Annotated in this window: 15 protein-coding genes and 1 pseudogene; 8 read left to right on the forward strand and 8 right to left on the reverse strand. The window is 68.8% G+C overall.

What is annotated here, in order from left to right:
* Positions 1–161: 161 nt before the first annotated feature.
* On the forward strand, positions 162–1340 hold the full coding sequence (locus tag ACL03I_RS09495; protein ID WP_364428483.1) for a DUF3089 domain-containing protein: 1179 nt from the start codon (positions 162–164) through the stop codon (positions 1338–1340).
* A gap of 109 nt (positions 1341–1449) precedes the next feature.
* Here the strand turns inward: ACL03I_RS09495 and ACL03I_RS09500 are convergent, their stop codons facing one another.
* Together ACL03I_RS09500 and ACL03I_RS09505 are read right to left on the reverse strand one after the other, a co-directional pair.
* Positions 1450–1842, reverse strand: a complete 393-nt coding sequence (locus ACL03I_RS09500; protein WP_412805738.1) for a RidA family protein — start codon at positions 1840–1842, stop codon at positions 1450–1452.
* A 12-nt stretch (positions 1843–1854) separates the two neighbouring features.
* Positions 1855–2418: pseudogene (locus ACL03I_RS09505) on the reverse strand (DinB family protein); the annotation flags it as partial.
* Between the two features lie 63 nt (positions 2419–2481).
* On the opposite strand from ACL03I_RS09505, the gene ACL03I_RS09510 reads away from it, so the two are divergent.
* Entirely contained in the window at positions 2482–3483 is a 1002-nt protein-coding gene (locus ACL03I_RS09510; RefSeq protein WP_355077428.1) for a helix-turn-helix transcriptional regulator, read from the forward strand.
* Positions 3484–3624: 141 nt separating this feature from the next.
* Here ACL03I_RS09510 and ACL03I_RS09515 read toward each other — a convergent pair whose 3' ends face one another.
* The 4 genes from ACL03I_RS09515 to ACL03I_RS09530 form a co-directional block, all read right to left on the reverse strand.
* The gene (locus tag ACL03I_RS09515) at positions 3625–4614 is read right to left on the reverse strand and encodes a hypothetical protein (protein WP_355077426.1); all 990 of its coding nucleotides are present in this window, start codon (positions 4612–4614) and stop codon (positions 3625–3627) included.
* Positions 4611–5660, reverse strand: coding sequence for a 3-oxoacyl-ACP synthase III family protein (locus tag ACL03I_RS09520; RefSeq protein WP_355077425.1), 1050 nt, complete (start codon positions 5658–5660; stop codon positions 4611–4613). The genes ACL03I_RS09515 and ACL03I_RS09520 overlap by 4 nt, the downstream gene beginning before the upstream one ends.
* Positions 5661–5736: 76 nt before the next feature.
* Positions 5737–6573 carry an SDR family oxidoreductase gene (locus ACL03I_RS09525; RefSeq protein WP_355077423.1) on the reverse strand — a complete coding sequence of 279 codons (837 nt, stop codon included), beginning with the start codon at positions 6571–6573 and terminating at the stop codon, positions 5737–5739.
* Positions 6574–6696: 123 nt separating this feature from the next.
* Positions 6697–7092, reverse strand: a complete 396-nt coding sequence (locus ACL03I_RS09530) for a hypothetical protein (protein ID WP_412805685.1) — start codon at positions 7090–7092, stop codon at positions 6697–6699.
* A gap of 58 nt (positions 7093–7150) precedes the next feature.
* Between ACL03I_RS09530 and ACL03I_RS09535 the strand changes: the two genes are divergently transcribed.
* Positions 7151–7597, forward strand: coding sequence for a MarR family winged helix-turn-helix transcriptional regulator (locus ACL03I_RS09535; RefSeq protein WP_355077420.1), 447 nt, complete (start codon positions 7151–7153; stop codon positions 7595–7597).
* Between the two features lie 164 nt (positions 7598–7761).
* Entirely contained in the window at positions 7762–8100 is a 339-nt protein-coding gene (locus ACL03I_RS09540; protein ID WP_355077676.1) for an STAS domain-containing protein, read from the forward strand.
* A 46-nt stretch (positions 8101–8146) separates the two neighbouring features.
* On the opposite strand, the gene ACL03I_RS09545 is transcribed toward ACL03I_RS09540, so the two are convergent.
* Positions 8147–9184, reverse strand: a complete 1038-nt coding sequence (locus tag ACL03I_RS09545; RefSeq protein ID WP_356961954.1) for an LLM class F420-dependent oxidoreductase — start codon at positions 9182–9184, stop codon at positions 8147–8149.
* 148 nt (positions 9185–9332) lie between these two features.
* On the opposite strand from ACL03I_RS09545, the gene ACL03I_RS09550 reads away from it, so the two are divergent.
* Positions 9333–9992 carry a cyclodeaminase/cyclohydrolase family protein gene (locus ACL03I_RS09550; RefSeq protein ID WP_355077416.1) on the forward strand — a complete coding sequence of 220 codons (660 nt, stop codon included), beginning with the start codon at positions 9333–9335 and terminating at the stop codon, positions 9990–9992.
* A 30-nt stretch (positions 9993–10022) separates the two neighbouring features.
* Here the strand turns inward: ACL03I_RS09550 and ACL03I_RS09555 are convergent, their stop codons facing one another.
* Positions 10023–10925 (reverse strand): NADP-dependent oxidoreductase, encoded by a 903-nt coding sequence (locus ACL03I_RS09555; protein ID WP_355077414.1) that lies wholly within the window; start codon positions 10923–10925, stop codon positions 10023–10025.
* A 66-nt stretch (positions 10926–10991) separates the two neighbouring features.
* On the opposite strand from ACL03I_RS09555, the gene ACL03I_RS09560 reads away from it, so the two are divergent.
* The 3 genes from ACL03I_RS09560 (at position 10992) to ACL03I_RS09570 (ending at position 13068) form a co-directional block, all read left to right on the forward strand.
* Positions 10992–11426, forward strand: coding sequence for a winged helix-turn-helix transcriptional regulator (locus tag ACL03I_RS09560; protein WP_412805686.1), 435 nt, complete (start codon positions 10992–10994; stop codon positions 11424–11426).
* Positions 11427–11613: 187 nt separating this feature from the next.
* Positions 11614–12366, forward strand: coding sequence for a L,D-transpeptidase (locus tag ACL03I_RS09565; RefSeq protein WP_355077411.1), 753 nt, complete (start codon positions 11614–11616; stop codon positions 12364–12366).
* A gap of 54 nt (positions 12367–12420) precedes the next feature.
* Complete coding sequence (locus ACL03I_RS09570; protein ID WP_412805687.1) at positions 12421–13068, forward strand: nucleotidyltransferase domain-containing protein; 648 nt, start codon at positions 12421–12423, stop codon at positions 13066–13068.
* Positions 13069–13323 lie beyond the last annotated feature (255 nt).

Below are 13323 nucleotides of genomic sequence, written 5' to 3' on the forward strand. Positions count from 1 at the left end.
CCATCCGCCACGGCGAGCGAGATCTCCGCCGTCCGAGGTGATGCGTGCGTGAACCGACGCGTTCGCCATTAGGCTGACGCCGTCGAAGGTGACCGAACGGCCGATCCCGGTGTGGCGAGGCCGTCCTCAACGGTCGGGCGCGGAAAAGCGAGGTATGCGCTATGCGGGACAGTCGGTGGCGGCGGGTGGTCGCATCCGTCGTGTGCGGAGTCGGAGTGCTGGCGGGATCGTCGGTCGGCGCGGTGGCGGACCCGGCCGGTGACACCGGTGTCGTGTGGTTGTGCAGGCCGGATCGAGCGGACGACCCCTGCCGAGGCAGCTCGGCGACCACGGTGCGGCAGGCGGGGCAACCCGATGTGCGGGAAGACCCTACGCCTGCTGAGGATTCCGGGGTGGACTGCTTCTATGTGTATCCGACGGTGTCGTTGGAGCCCACACCCAACTCCGACACTGCGGTGACCCGAGAGGTGCGGGCGGTGGCCGAACAGCAGGCCGCCCGATTCTCCCAGGTCTGTCAGGTCTTCGCGCCGGTGTACCGGCAGCGGACCCTCACCGCGCTGGCGCGGGAACGGGCGTACTCCCCCGACGAGCGCGCCGAGATGGCGCGTATCGCGTACGAGGACGTCCTGCGCGCGTGGCGGCAGTTCCTCGCGGAGCGCGAAAGCGGAAGGCCGATCGTCCTTCTCGGGCATTCGCAGGGTGCGCGCATGCTGCGCCAACTGATCCGGGAGGAGATCGACCCGCAGCAGGCGGTGCGCGAGCGGATCCTGTCGGCGATCCTGCTGGGTGGCAATGTGGTGGTGCCGAAGAACGGTGACGTCGGCGGCGACTTCCAGCACCTTCCGCTGTGCCGCGGCGAACAGCAGACACGGTGCGTCCTGGCCTGGCAGACCTTCGGCGCGACCCCGCCCCCGGACAGCCGATTCGGCCGCAACCCGACGACCCCTGAGCCGCTGCCGCGTCCGTACGGCCCGGACTACGAGGTCGCCTGCACCAATCCGACTTCGTTGAGCGGCAACGAGTCCCGCACCGCGGCCACCGTGCTCCGCACCGGTCCCGTGCCCAGCCCACTCGCCGCCGAACTGGCGCTGCGCCACGGGCCGTCCGCCGTCGCCGCGCCGACTCCGTGGCTGGTCCCCGCCGAGAAGTACCGGCTCCAATGCGTCCGCGACGGCGACGCGACGGCGCTACTGGCGACGCCGGAACCCGGCAGCGCCGAGCTGTACGCCGTCCCGGACGCGACCTGGGGCCTGCACCTCGCGGACGTGGAGATCGCACTGGGCGATCTGGTCCGCATCGTCGCGTCCCAGATCAGCGCCGACCGCGCCGCGCACCGCTGAACGCCGGAGTCCGCGAAGCCGCCCATCTCTCCGAACCGGCCCGACCCGGTTCGGCACCCGAGACCGCGCGGCGATGCCCGACCGCGCGGCGAATCGGCCACAGGCGCGGCTATTCGGGGATGGTCGCTATCGCATCGATCTCCACCAGCGCGCCGGGGCGAGCGTGTCCCGCGGTGGAGACGACCGTGATGGCGGTGCGGTGGTCGCCCCACACTTTTCGCGCCGCCGCGTATCCCGCCTGTGCGTCGACCCCGGCGACAAGGTAGATCGTGAGTTTGACGACGTGTTCGGGACCGGTATTCGCAGACGCCAGCACGGTCAGTACGTTGCGCATGGCCTGGATGGTCTGCGCTTCCAAGCCGTCCAGCAGTTCTCCCGTGCTGTCGGTGCCGAGCTGACCGCCGACATAGACCGTCTGGGCAGCGGGCGCGATCACGCCCTGTGTGAAGGCGGGGTTGTGATGCAGTTCTTCGGGGTCGAGGTGGGTCGTCTTCGTGATCATGGGTTTCCTGACAGCCTCGGAGTGCGTATAGAGATCGCGGATCAGGCAGACCTCGGACAGGTGGTGGATCAGCTCACGGTGGATGTGCAGCACCAGATCGGCCATGGGCGCCTCGGGGAAGGGCTCGTTCGGGCCGATCGGGACCCGGAGTCCGGCGTCGCCGAGACCACGCACTCCGGTCAGCCAGACGTCGAGCTGGGCTTCGAGCTGGTCGAGCGCCGTGGCCGCGTCGCCCGCGTATTCCCATGTCTCGTACGCGGCCGCCGGCGCGCCGAAATGGGTCGCGTTGCGCGCGGCGAGCACGCCGACGATGACGTGACCGAGCCGCCAGGCGATCGTGGTGAACGGCGCGGGGACCGGATTCGGGAAGGCGTAGTCGATCGTGAAGTCCCCGGCCCCCGCCTGCACGGGCGCCGTCGAACTGCCGCGCGGTCGCACGCTCCAGGCGTCCGGTACCGGAGACCAGAAGTACTCGTCGTCGGTGAGACCGTGGAGCCGGTCGCGTAGCTGATCGTTCCAGTGGGCTTCCCACTGCTCGCGCAGTGTCCTGTTCCAGTCGAGTGCGTCTGCGTTCATGCCGCCCACCCTGGCACCCCTAGCGGACAGAATCGGTCCGCTATTTCTGGCAGGCTGAGCGACATGGAAGCGGCGAGCGGTACCGAGCGGGGCACGACCGAGCGGGTGCTGACCCTGCTCGGACTGCTGCAGCAACGCCAGGTCTGGACCGCGCGCGAGCTCGCGGAGCGGCTGGGCGTCACGCCGCGCACGGTACGGCGCGATGTCGAGCGCCTGCGTACGCTCGGCTATCCGGTGCACGCCTGTCACGGCGTCGGCGGCGGCTATCAGCTCGGCCGGGGACAGGAGCTGCCGCCGCTGCTGCTCGACGACGAGGAAGCGATCGTCACCGCGGTCTCGCTCCTCGGCGGCGCGGGCGCCGCGGTCGCGGGCGCCGGGGATGTCGCGCTCCGGGCGCTGGCCAAACTCGACCGGGTGCTGCCCACCCGTTTGCGGCACGAAGTGCAGGCACTCTCCGGCTCGGTGGAGTCCTTCGGCGGAGGTCACCCGCCGGTCGACCCCGACGTGCTGATGACGCTGGCCAGAGCCTGCCGCGACGAGGTCGAGGCCGGTTTCGACTATCCCGCCGGAGACCGGGTGCGCCGGCGGCGGGTCGAGCCCTACCGCTTGGTCGCCTCCGACCGGCGCTGGTACCTGCTGGCCTTCGACCTCGATCGTGCGGACTGGCGCAGCTTCCGTGTCGACCGGATGACCGAGGTGGCCGCGCGGACGTGGCGCTTCCGACCACGCGCGGCGCCCGAGGCGGCGGCCTACGTGCAGGAAGGCGTGGCGAACCGGGTCTACCCACTGCGGGCCCGATTCCTCGTGCACGCCTCCGCCGACACGGTGCGCGCGCAGATTCCGGCGTCGGCGGCCGTCGTACGGCCGTGCGGCAGCGGGCGTTGCGAGGTCCGCAGCGGAGCCGACCACAGCCTGGACTTCGTGCTCATGCATGTGCTGTTGCTGGGGCACGACTTCGAGATACTCGACCCGCCCGAGCTCGCGCACCGCGCCCGCACGCTGGCCGAGAAACTGCTGTCGGCTGGAGTGACGGCCGCACCGACGCACCGCATGGCGGATTCGTGAGCCCGTCGCGGCCCACGAGCGTCGCGAGCCTCGGATGTAGCGGTTCGCGCCCTCGCGTCCACGGCATGGACACCCGCGCATCGGATGCGACCGTCGCCCACGCTCGAACGCTGCTCGGCGCGGCACCCGCTCATGTGCGTCCTACTGCCGAGCGACTACAACCGGCTCGGTACCGGAGCCGGTCGGTGTCCCGGCCTGCGCGGTTCCACCGCCCGATTCGCCGCACGTGGGCGACGCCGACCGCGGTCTGTAGGTCAGACAGGCTGCCGATGCTCCGTCCACTGCCAGGAAGACCACTATGCGCGCGGTGTCGAGCAGGCCCGTTTCCCGCGCATGGAGGTAGGCGTGTACCGGCCCCGCGGTGTAGGGATCTCCGATCGAGGCGTCGAAACCGACGACCGACCGCGACGGAATGGCGAGCGCGCCGGCCAAGCGGACGCGGAAGTCGGCGGCCTGGTCGGGCGCCAGCAGCAGCGCGTGTCCTTCGGCGAAGTGGCGGCCGTCGAGCCCTTCGGAGTCCAGACAGGCACGCACCACCTCGGCCGCCGAATCCACCCGGTCCTCCGCACCGGTACGAACGCGGATCGCGCTGCGACCGTCGGCGCCGACATCGTTCAGCGGCACCCAGGCGATGGGGCCGACCGGGCCGGTGGTGTCGCGCGTGTGCAGCCGCCCGAATCCTCCTGTGGCAGGCGAGGTTCCGAGCAACAGGGCGGCGCCGCTGGCGCTGTAGGGGAAATCGGCGACGTGGCGCTCGGTCGAGGGGTGGGTGTCGCCCGCGACGAGCAACGCGTACCGAACCGTGCCGGTGGCGAGGAAGGTGTCGGCGGTCGCGATGGCGTGCAGCAGGCCGCAGGCCCCGTGCATCAGGTCGAAGGACAGAACCGGGACGCGCCCGGCCGCATACGTGAGCCCGAGGCCGATCCGCTTCTGGATGAGGGCCGACACCGCCGGCTCGGAGATATTGCTGTCCCGGAAGACGCCCCCGTTGATCAGCATCCCGATCTCGTGCAGGCCGACCTCCGAGCGCTCGACGCAGGCCAGTGCCGCGCGAGTGGCCAGTTCGAGGTAGCTGCCGGTGTCGAGGTCGCGGTTCGTCGCGGCCGAGACGATCGTCGTCGCCATGCTCATGCCGCCAAACGCGAGATGGTCGCGGCGAGATACCCGGAGACGATGCCCGATGCCGCGGGGATCATCAGAATCTTGGATCCCTTCGGAACCTTCTGTTGTGCGAGATGCTCGTGCAGGACCAGGAAGTGAGAGGTCGAAGCGGTATTGCCGTAGTCGTGCAGCACGTTGAGGGCCTGCGGCATCGGCGTGCCGAAATGCCGTTCGGTCAGGTCCGAGATGTACTCGATGGCCGGCGCGCTGAATTGATGATGGATCCAGTAGTCGTATTTCTCGCTCTCCCAGGTGCGTCCGGTCTCGGCGAGGAAGTCGGCCATACGGTCGATGCCCTGCCGATACCGGGCTTCGTTCTGCATGGCGCGGTTGTCGGTGTACATCGCGATGCCGCCGGTGCGGTCGCTGGGCATTCCGATGCAGTGCTCGGCGCCGTCGGCCGCGGTCATCAGCTCGACATAGTGCAGTTCGTCCTCGTCGTCGCCCCGGTCGTCGAGCACAACCGCGACCGCGGCGTCACCGACCGTCAACGCCGCGAATTGCGGGTCGTAGGGGCGGCTGATCTCGCGCAGCGCCGTCTCGGCGATCGGCGTGATCTGCTCGCCGCTGACCACCAGGCCGTTGCGCACCGCACCGGCCTTGATCATGCGATCGAGCACCATCACTCCGGTGATCATCCCGGCGCAGGCATTGGAGACATCGAAGTGCCGAGCCGCGTTCGCGCCGATCGCATTGCCGAGCATGAGCGCGAAAGACGGTGCGTAGCAGAAGATTCCCGCGCCGCGAGTACGCGTGATGGAGGCCGAGATGACGACGTCCAATTCGTCGGCCCGATACCCGGAATGCCACAGACAGTCCTCGATCGCGTGCAACGCCAGCTCGAAGGAAGATTCGTACCGGTCCGGATCCGAGTCGTAGACACGACGGTTCTTGATCCCGGTGATGCGCTCCAGGTCCAGCGACCGCGGCACGGCCAGCTCGGCGATCAGATCCTCGGTGGAGCGGACAGTCGTCGGCGTGTACGCGCCGATCGACTCGAAACGAGTACGGATCATGCTCCCCTGCCTTCCGCTTCAGTCGGCGTCGATTGTCGTGTTGCTCAGCGATAACGGTGTCGCTGGTCGTGTGCGCCTACCCGGTGAGTCCGACCAGAGCGGCGCTGACTTCACACAACTGCTGCCCGAGTGCGTCGTCCTGCGCGAGGCGGGACGGCGCCTTGACGCGGTTGTTCTGGAAGTAGCAGCCGCTGACCGCGGCGACTTCCGGGTCGGCGGCCAGGTAGGTCAGCGCTCGTCCTCCTTCCGCGGCGGAGATCATGAACAATCGCTTGGCGAGCGCCACGAAGGGTTGCCCGAACCACGGCATCGAATCCCAGATCCCGGTTGCCACCGCACCGGGGTGAAAGGCGTTGACCGTTACGCCGGTTCCCTCCAGACGCCGCGCCAGCGCCCGGGCGTACAGGACGTTCGCCAGCTTGGACCGGCTGTATGCCCTTTCTCCCGAATAACTCTCCCGGAACTCCAGATCGGCGAAATCCATGGTGGCGCCGAATTGCATGACCGATGAGGTGAACACGATGCGCGACGGGGCGCTGCGCACCATCAGATCCGTCAGCAGTTCGGTGAGCAGGAAACCACCGAGATGGTTGACGGCGAACGTGGCCTCGATGCCGTCCACGGTCTCGCTCCTGGCCTTGTGGTAGCCACCTGCGTTGTTGGCCAGCACATCCAGCCGGTCGTAGGCGGACGAAACCTCCTTCGCCAGCTGACGGACCGACGACTGCGACGCGAAATCGCACTCCAGCGTGTCGACTCCCGCCGCCCCCGCGCCTCGGACCAGCTTCGCCGCGGCGGAGAGCTTCTCCGGATTCCGCCCCACCAACACGAGCCGATTCCCTTGCGCCGCCAGCTGCTGAGCCGACTCCAGCCCGATACCCGATGTCGCCCCCGTGATCAGGATTGTCTGCACAGCCGACCACCCTGCCACAGAAGTTTCCTCGGAGATTGCTGACACGAGCCATCCGAACCGAGATTTCCGTCGTCGCCGACCTCGGCTTCGCCGAGCATGTCCGACTCACGCCGAAGTCTCGGCTCAGGCTGCGGCTGTGGCGAAGCGGCTCCTGCGGAGAACCAAATGCCCCGCGGTGGCGAGGTGAACGAGCGCGAGCGCGCTTCCGCCTGCCATCATGCCCGGAATTCCCTGCGCGGCGCCGATGGCGACGTCACCGAGCTGTACCGCGCCGGACACGGTGAGCAGCGGTAGAAGTGCCCTCTTGCGGCGGCCGGCCAGGCTGAACAGCAGCGCGGCACCCAGCGGGATCGCCCGGGCCGCGTACGCCTGGGCATACAGATCGATCCCGGGCGAGTCCGCGCCGATCGAGATCGCGGCGGTCGGATCGACCAGTGCCGCGACGCTGAATGCCACGGCGGTGGCCGCGCCGATCGCATTGACAACGACCGCGGTTCGACTGAGCTTCTCGTCCTGCATTTTTCACTCCAAGAATCATTCAGACCGTGACTGATTTAGGTTCAGTATTATGCTCGCCATGAAGAACGTCAAGGCGGAAAAGCTGCCGGAGACCCTCAGCTTCCGGCTCGGACTGCTGGGCGCGTTCCTGACCGACCGCTTCAGCGCCGATGTGTCGGGTCTCGAGCTCAAGCCGAAGCACGCCGGGATGTTGAATGTGTTGGCGGCCAACGGACCGACATCGCAGATGGAGATGGCACAGCTACTGCGCGTCGCGCCGAGTCTGGTCGTCGCGCTGGCCGACCACCTCGAGTCCCTCGGGGCCATCGAACGGTTGCGAGACCCGAAGGATCGCCGCCGTCAGAATCTGAACCTGACCCCGCACGGCCGCGCACTACTGCGCAAATGCCTCGACGCCGCGCGGGCGATCGACGCCGAGACCACCACGGATCTCACCGCCGCCGAGCGTGCCGATCTGCATCGCATCCTCGGCACGATCGCCGATCGGCTGGGGCTGCCCAGCTGATGGCGTGCGAGCGCTGCGACCGTAGCCGTCGCCTCGGCAGGCCGATCGGCGGAACGGGGTATGGTTAGCTCTATGAACACCCAAAGGTTGCGAATCCGCCGCGATTTGTGTGTTGTGAAGTTGTGACCAACACTTCCGGAGACGCGTACCCCCTCGCGGACACGATGACCACCACGGTCGCGGCCCACGACGGCGCCACGGTGCTGACGGTGGCCGGCGAGGTCGATCTCGCGACGGCGCCCGCACTGGAGAATGCGATCGATGCCATTCTCAGCGGCAAGCCCGCGGCCCTGATCATCGACCTCACCGCGGTCAGCTTCCTCGCCTCGGCGGGCATGGCGACGCTCGTCGCGGCCCACCAGCGCGCCGGCTCGACCACCGCGATCGCCGTCGTCGCCGAGGGCCCGGCGACCAGTCGGCAACTGAAGATGACCAGTTTGGATCAGGTCTTCGCGCTGCATTCGACGTTGGACGCCGCGCTGGCGGCGCTCCGGCAGAGATGACGCGCCGCTGCCGCCGTCGCACCCGTCGACGGCGGCAGCGCCTTTCTCAGACCAGTTCGCGCAGCTGTTCGATCAGCTTGACGCGCTCGGCGGCGGTGGCCGCCATTGGAACGACGTTCAGGACCGTCACGCCGGCTTCCTTGAAGGCCGCGACCCGCTCCTTGACGTATCCGGCCGAGCCGACCAGGGAGATGTCCCGGACCAGCTGGTCCGGGACCGCCTTCGTCGCGGCCTCCTTCTCCCCCGCCAGGTACAGCTCCTGGATGCGGTCGGCCTCGGCGCCGTAGCCGTACTTGGTGGCCAGGGTGTGGTAGAAGTTCTTGCCCTTGGCGCCCATGCCGCCGATGTAGAGCGCCAGATGCGGCTTCACGAACTGCAGCAGCGGTTCGACGTTGTCCCCGATGGCCAGGGCCGGACCCGCGTACACGTCCAGGTCGCCCAAGGCGGGGTCGCGCTTGGCCAGACCCGCGGTGAGCGAGTCCGCCCACACATCCTTCGCCTTCTCCGGCAGGAAGAAAATCGGCTGCCAGCCCTCGGCGATCTCGGCGGCCAGTTCCACGTTCTTCGGCCCGAGCGCGGCCAGCAGCACCGGAATGCGCTCACGCACCGGGTGGTTGATCAGCTTGAGCGGCTTGCCGAGACCGGTGCCCTGTTCGGCGGGCAGCGGGATCTGGTAGTACTTGCCCTGGTATTCCAGCCGCTCGCGCCGCCAGACCTTCCGGCAGATCTCGACCAGTTCCCTGGTCCGGCCGATCGGCGCGTCATAGGGCACGCCGTGGAAGCCCTCGATCACCTGCGGACCCGACGCGCCCAGCCCGAGCACGTAGCGTCCGTCGGAGACGAAGTCCAGGCCCGCCGCGGTCATGGCGGTCAGGCTCGGGGTACGCGTGTAGAGCTGCAGGATGCCGGAGGCCAACTGCAGGCGCGTGGTCTTCGCGGCCAGGTAACCGAGCGCGCTCACCGCGTCGAACGAGTACGCCTCGGGCACGAACACGATGTCCAGGCCCGCCCGCTCGAGGTCGGCGACTTCGGCCGCCGCCTCTTTGAAGCCCCCCGAGTAGTTGATGCTCAATCCGATGCGCATGGCACTCAACATAACGGCGGGTACGCTGGGGCCGCGCACCGGCCACAGGGGAAGGCCCGGCAAGGCGTGGTCACGACCGTACGACCGGCGGCACGGGGTAGCGTCTACTCGTAGACCATCCTCGCCGTAAACGAAAGGCAACACCCTCGTGTCGCAGACCAGCTCGTCGTCCACGGAAACTGCGCCGTCCTTCGGCGGGGCCGCCCTGGCGCAGTACCTGAGCGATCTGGCCGCCAAGATTCCCGCACCGGGCGGCGGCGCGGTGGCCGCGCTGCACGCCGCGCAGGCCGCCGCGCTCGTCGCGATGGTCGCGCGCTACACCACCCGCGCCAAGGACGCCGAGAACCGGCCGGTGGTCGATCGGATCATCGAGGCCGCCGACGCGGCCCGCGAGCGCGCTCTCGCGCTGGCCGACGCCGACGCCGCCGCGTTCACGGCTGTCGGCGCCGCCTACAAGCTGCCCAAGGACACCCCGGAGGATCTCGCCGCCCGCACCGCGGCGATCAACGACGCGCTGATCGAGGCCGCCCGCGTGCCCGCCGCCGTCGTCGACGAGGCGGACGAGGTGCTGTCGCTGGCGGCGGAGCTGTTCCCGATCGGGAATCCGAACGTCGTCACCGACATCGGCGCGGCCGCCGACGCCTGCCGCGCCGCCGCGACCTCCTCGCAGCTCAACATCGAGATCAACGTGGCGTCGCTGCCCGCCGCCGAGGGCGACCGGTTCGCCGCGGTCCTGGTGCGGATCGACGAGCTCACCGCGCGGGCGGACGCCCTGCACGCCGACGTCGTGCACGCCGTTCGCCGCTGACTCGCTCGCGCGGGCCGCGGCCCGGCCCCGTCAGGCGGGCGGGTTCCAAGCGACCAGCACGATCTTGCCGCGCACCCGTCCGGACTCGCTGAGTTCGTGCGCCTTCGCGGCATCCGCGAGCGGTAGCACTTGGTCGATGGTCGCGCGCAGATGACCGCGCTCGACCATCGTGGTGATCTCGCGCAGCGATACCCCGGACGGTTCGACATAGAACCGCTCGTAACGCGGATCGGCTTCCGCATCCGAACCCTGCGTGTCGATCAATCTGCCGTCGGGCCGGAGCACCGGGACCGAGCGAGAACCGTACGCTCCACCGACCAGGTCGAGCACGACGTCGACGTCGCGCACCGCGGCGCCGAAATCGACCGCAGTGTAGTCGATCACCTCGTCGGCGCCGAGTCCGCGCAGGTATTCGTGGTTGACCGCGCGTGCGGTGCCGATCACGTAGGCGCCCCGGTGCCGGGCTATCTGCACCGCCAGATGCCCGACGCCTCCCGCGGCGGCGTGCACCAGCAGGCGTTGTCCCGCTCCGAGCGCGGCCAGCGCCTGCCACGCGGTCAGCGCCGCCGTCGGCAGTGCCGCTGCGTGCACCAGGTCGAGGTTCCTCGGCTTCGGCGCCAGGGCGTGCGCTTGCGCCACAACGTATTCCGCGTTCGCGCCGCCGAAGACCATGCCGTACACCGGATCACCGACCGCGAACCGGTCCACACCGGGTCCGAGTTCGGCCACGACACCCGACACGTCGAGCCCCAGCGTCAGCGGTGGATCGCCGAGCCTCCCGACCAGTCCGGCGCGCACCTTCCAGTCGGCGGCGTTGACGCTGGTCGCGGCGACCCGCACCAGCACCTCCCCCGGACCTGGCCGCGGCCGATCCACCTCGACCACTTGGAGCACTTCCGGGCCACCGAACGCGTATTGCGTGATTGCGAGCATGCACCGATTCTGGCCACCCGTGGTACCTTTCGGAAAGAAGGCACCTTTTTGATACCGAGGTACCCAATGGATACTGCCCGTGACCGGCCCGCGGCAGGCAGCCTGGTCGACAACTACTTGCACCACTGCCCCGCACGAGAAGTGCTGACCGTGCTCGCCGACAAGTGGGTGATGCTCGTGCTCGGCGTGCTGCGGGGCCACGGCGGGCCGATCCGCTTCAACGAGCTGCGCCGCCGCCTGGACGGCATCACCCAGAAGATGCTCACCCGCACGCTGCGCGCCCTGGAGCGCGAGGGGCTGGTGCACCGCGCGGTCTACCCCACGGTGCCGCCCCGCGTGGAGTACTCGCTCACCGAACTCGGCGCGAGCATCGGCGCGATCACGCATGCCATGGGCATCTGGGCCGTCGAGCACCAGGACCGAATACTCACCGCCCGAGCGGATTTCGACGCGCGAGCGGCGGCCGCGCCGGAACCGCTGCCCGTCGGCGGCGCGCGCTGACCCTCGACGGAGGCCCCGGTACCGGTACGTGTGCCCGTTTCGACGCGACCGCGCGGGGTAAGCGCTCAGTGGTGGGCGTGTCCCCGATCACAACTGGACCACGGACCAAGTTCTATCCGTGGCCGAGTTGATCATGGGGGCTTAGACTGTCTCTTGCCTACCACACCAGCTCGAAGGGGTGGACGCCATGAGGAGCGCCATTCGGTACCTGTTCCTCGCGACCGTGATCGTGGCACTGGCCGCGTTCGGGTCGGGCGCGGCGACAGCGACGATGATCGGAAAGCCGTCGACGCCCGCGGTGGCGGCGATCGGACCCTCGAACGGCCAGGTGGTGGGCGTGGCCCAGCCCGTGACCGTTCGTTTCGCCGCACCTGTCGCGAATCGCGCGCAGACGGAACAATCCATCGACATCAGAACGACCCGGCCACTGCCGGGCACATTCGCGTGGACCGACGATCGCGAAGTGACGTGGACGCCCACCGGGTTCCTGCCCGCGGGTTCGAACATCCTCGTCTCGGTCGGCGGCGTGCGCACGGAATTCACCACCAACGCAGGCGTTTTCGGCGAAGCGAATATGTCGGCGCACACGTTCACGCTCACCGTCGGCGGCACCGTCGTCCGGACGATGCCCGCGTCGATGGGCAAGCCCGGATACGAAACGCCCACCGGCACATGGCCGGTTCTGGAGAAATTCCGGTCCGTCGTGTTCGACTCCCGCACCATCGGCATTCCGCTGAGTTCGCCGGAGGGCTACATCATCAACGGCGAGTTCGCCGAACGGCTCACGTGGGGCGGTGTTTTCATCCACTCGGCTCCGTGGTCGGTGGACCAGCAAGGTTACTCGAACGTCAGCCACGGCTGCATCAACCTCGCTCCCGACGACGCCGAATGGGTCTATCACACGATCGGCGTCGGCGACCCGGTCGTCACGCATTGGTGAACGGCGCCCTCCTCCGAGTAGCGTTCGGAAGACGTACCCGAGGGAGGGCCACCGTTGCGCGAGTTTCCGATCCCGCCGCCTCGTGACACGAAAGAAGCCGATTTCCAAGATCTTTGGGGCCCGTGGGCATTCGTCACGCCGGGCGATGTCGGCGAGATACTCGGCGACATCGACGCTCCCTGGTGGATCGCGGGAGGCTGGGCGATCGACGCCTGTACCGGCACCCGGCGGCGGCACAGCGACGTGGACGTGGCGATGTTCCGTGCCGATCTGCCCGCCCTGCGCACCGCCGCGCGCGGCCGCCTGCACATCTGGTCGGCGGGCCCGGACGGCATCCGCCCCGTCGACGAGCGCTGCCCTGACGTAGCCGAGAGCGCCGATCAGGTGTGGCTGCGCGCGAACGCTCGATCCCCGTGGCTGATCGACCTTCTGCTGAGTCCGGGACAGGACGGGGCATGGGTCAACCGGCGCGATCGCTCCATGGTCGCACCGCTCGACGAGGTGACCTGGATCGCCGACGACGGCATCCGATACCTCAACCCGGAGCTGGTGCTGATCTTCAAGGCCAAGCAGCGCAGGCCGAAAGACCGCGTGGATCTCGAGCGGACCTGGCCGGAGCTGAGCGCCGCACAGCGCGCGGTGGTGCGGACCTACGTGACCGACCACTATCCCGAGCACGAATGGCTGGATCTACTGCGGTAGTACCGCTTCCCGAAATGTCTCTCGGGCAACGGCGCTCGCACTCTCGGCGCCGCGAAACGGCGTCGTGCGACTCGGTGGCGGTCGGCGCGAATCAGCGAGCCGGGCGGGGACGGCGCGGCACACGTGCGCCGGATCGACGTACCGGGCGGTACCCTCCGAGGGGCGGGACGGCTCAATTGTGAACGCGGCAGGGCGTTCCCGGCTCGGGACGATGCGGTTAATCTGACGGGGACCTGATGAAGGGTGGGGCGATGG

This window comes from Nocardia sichangensis (assembly GCF_047200615.1).
GTDB classification, from domain to species: Bacteria; Actinomycetota; Actinomycetes; order Mycobacteriales; family Mycobacteriaceae; genus Nocardia; species Nocardia sichangensis.

What these genes read in the sequence shown, in the direction of transcription:
- ACL03I_RS09495 (WP_364428483.1), top strand. Translation starts at nt 162, where the DNA reads ATGCGGGACAGTCGGTGGCGGCGGGTGGTCGCATCCGTCGTGTGCGGA.
- ACL03I_RS09500 (WP_412805738.1), bottom strand. Translation starts at nt 1,842, where the DNA reads ATGATCACGAAGACGACCCACCTCGACCCCGAAGAACTGCATCACAAC.
- ACL03I_RS09510 (WP_355077428.1), top strand. Translation starts at nt 2,482, where the DNA reads ATGGAAGCGGCGAGCGGTACCGAGCGGGGCACGACCGAGCGGGTGCTG.
- ACL03I_RS09515 (WP_355077426.1), bottom strand. Translation starts at nt 4,614, where the DNA reads ATGAGCATGGCGACGACGATCGTCTCGGCCGCGACGAACCGCGACCTC.
- ACL03I_RS09520 (WP_355077425.1), bottom strand. Translation starts at nt 5,660, where the DNA reads ATGATCCGTACTCGTTTCGAGTCGATCGGCGCGTACACGCCGACGACT.
- ACL03I_RS09530 (WP_412805685.1), bottom strand. Translation starts at nt 7,092, where the DNA reads ATGCAGGACGAGAAGCTCAGTCGAACCGCGGTCGTTGTCAATGCGATC.
- ACL03I_RS09535 (WP_355077420.1), top strand. Translation starts at nt 7,151, where the DNA reads ATGAAGAACGTCAAGGCGGAAAAGCTGCCGGAGACCCTCAGCTTCCGG.
- ACL03I_RS09540 (WP_355077676.1), top strand. Translation starts at nt 7,762, where the DNA reads ATGACCACCACGGTCGCGGCCCACGACGGCGCCACGGTGCTGACGGTG.
- ACL03I_RS09545 (WP_356961954.1), bottom strand. Translation starts at nt 9,184, where the DNA reads ATGCGCATCGGATTGAGCATCAACTACTCGGGGGGCTTCAAAGAGGCG.
- ACL03I_RS09555 (WP_355077414.1), bottom strand. Translation starts at nt 10,925, where the DNA reads ATGCTCGCAATCACGCAATACGCGTTCGGTGGCCCGGAAGTGCTCCAA.
- ACL03I_RS09560 (WP_412805686.1), top strand. Translation starts at nt 10,992, where the DNA reads ATGGATACTGCCCGTGACCGGCCCGCGGCAGGCAGCCTGGTCGACAAC.
- ACL03I_RS09565 (WP_355077411.1), top strand. Translation starts at nt 11,614, where the DNA reads ATGAGGAGCGCCATTCGGTACCTGTTCCTCGCGACCGTGATCGTGGCA.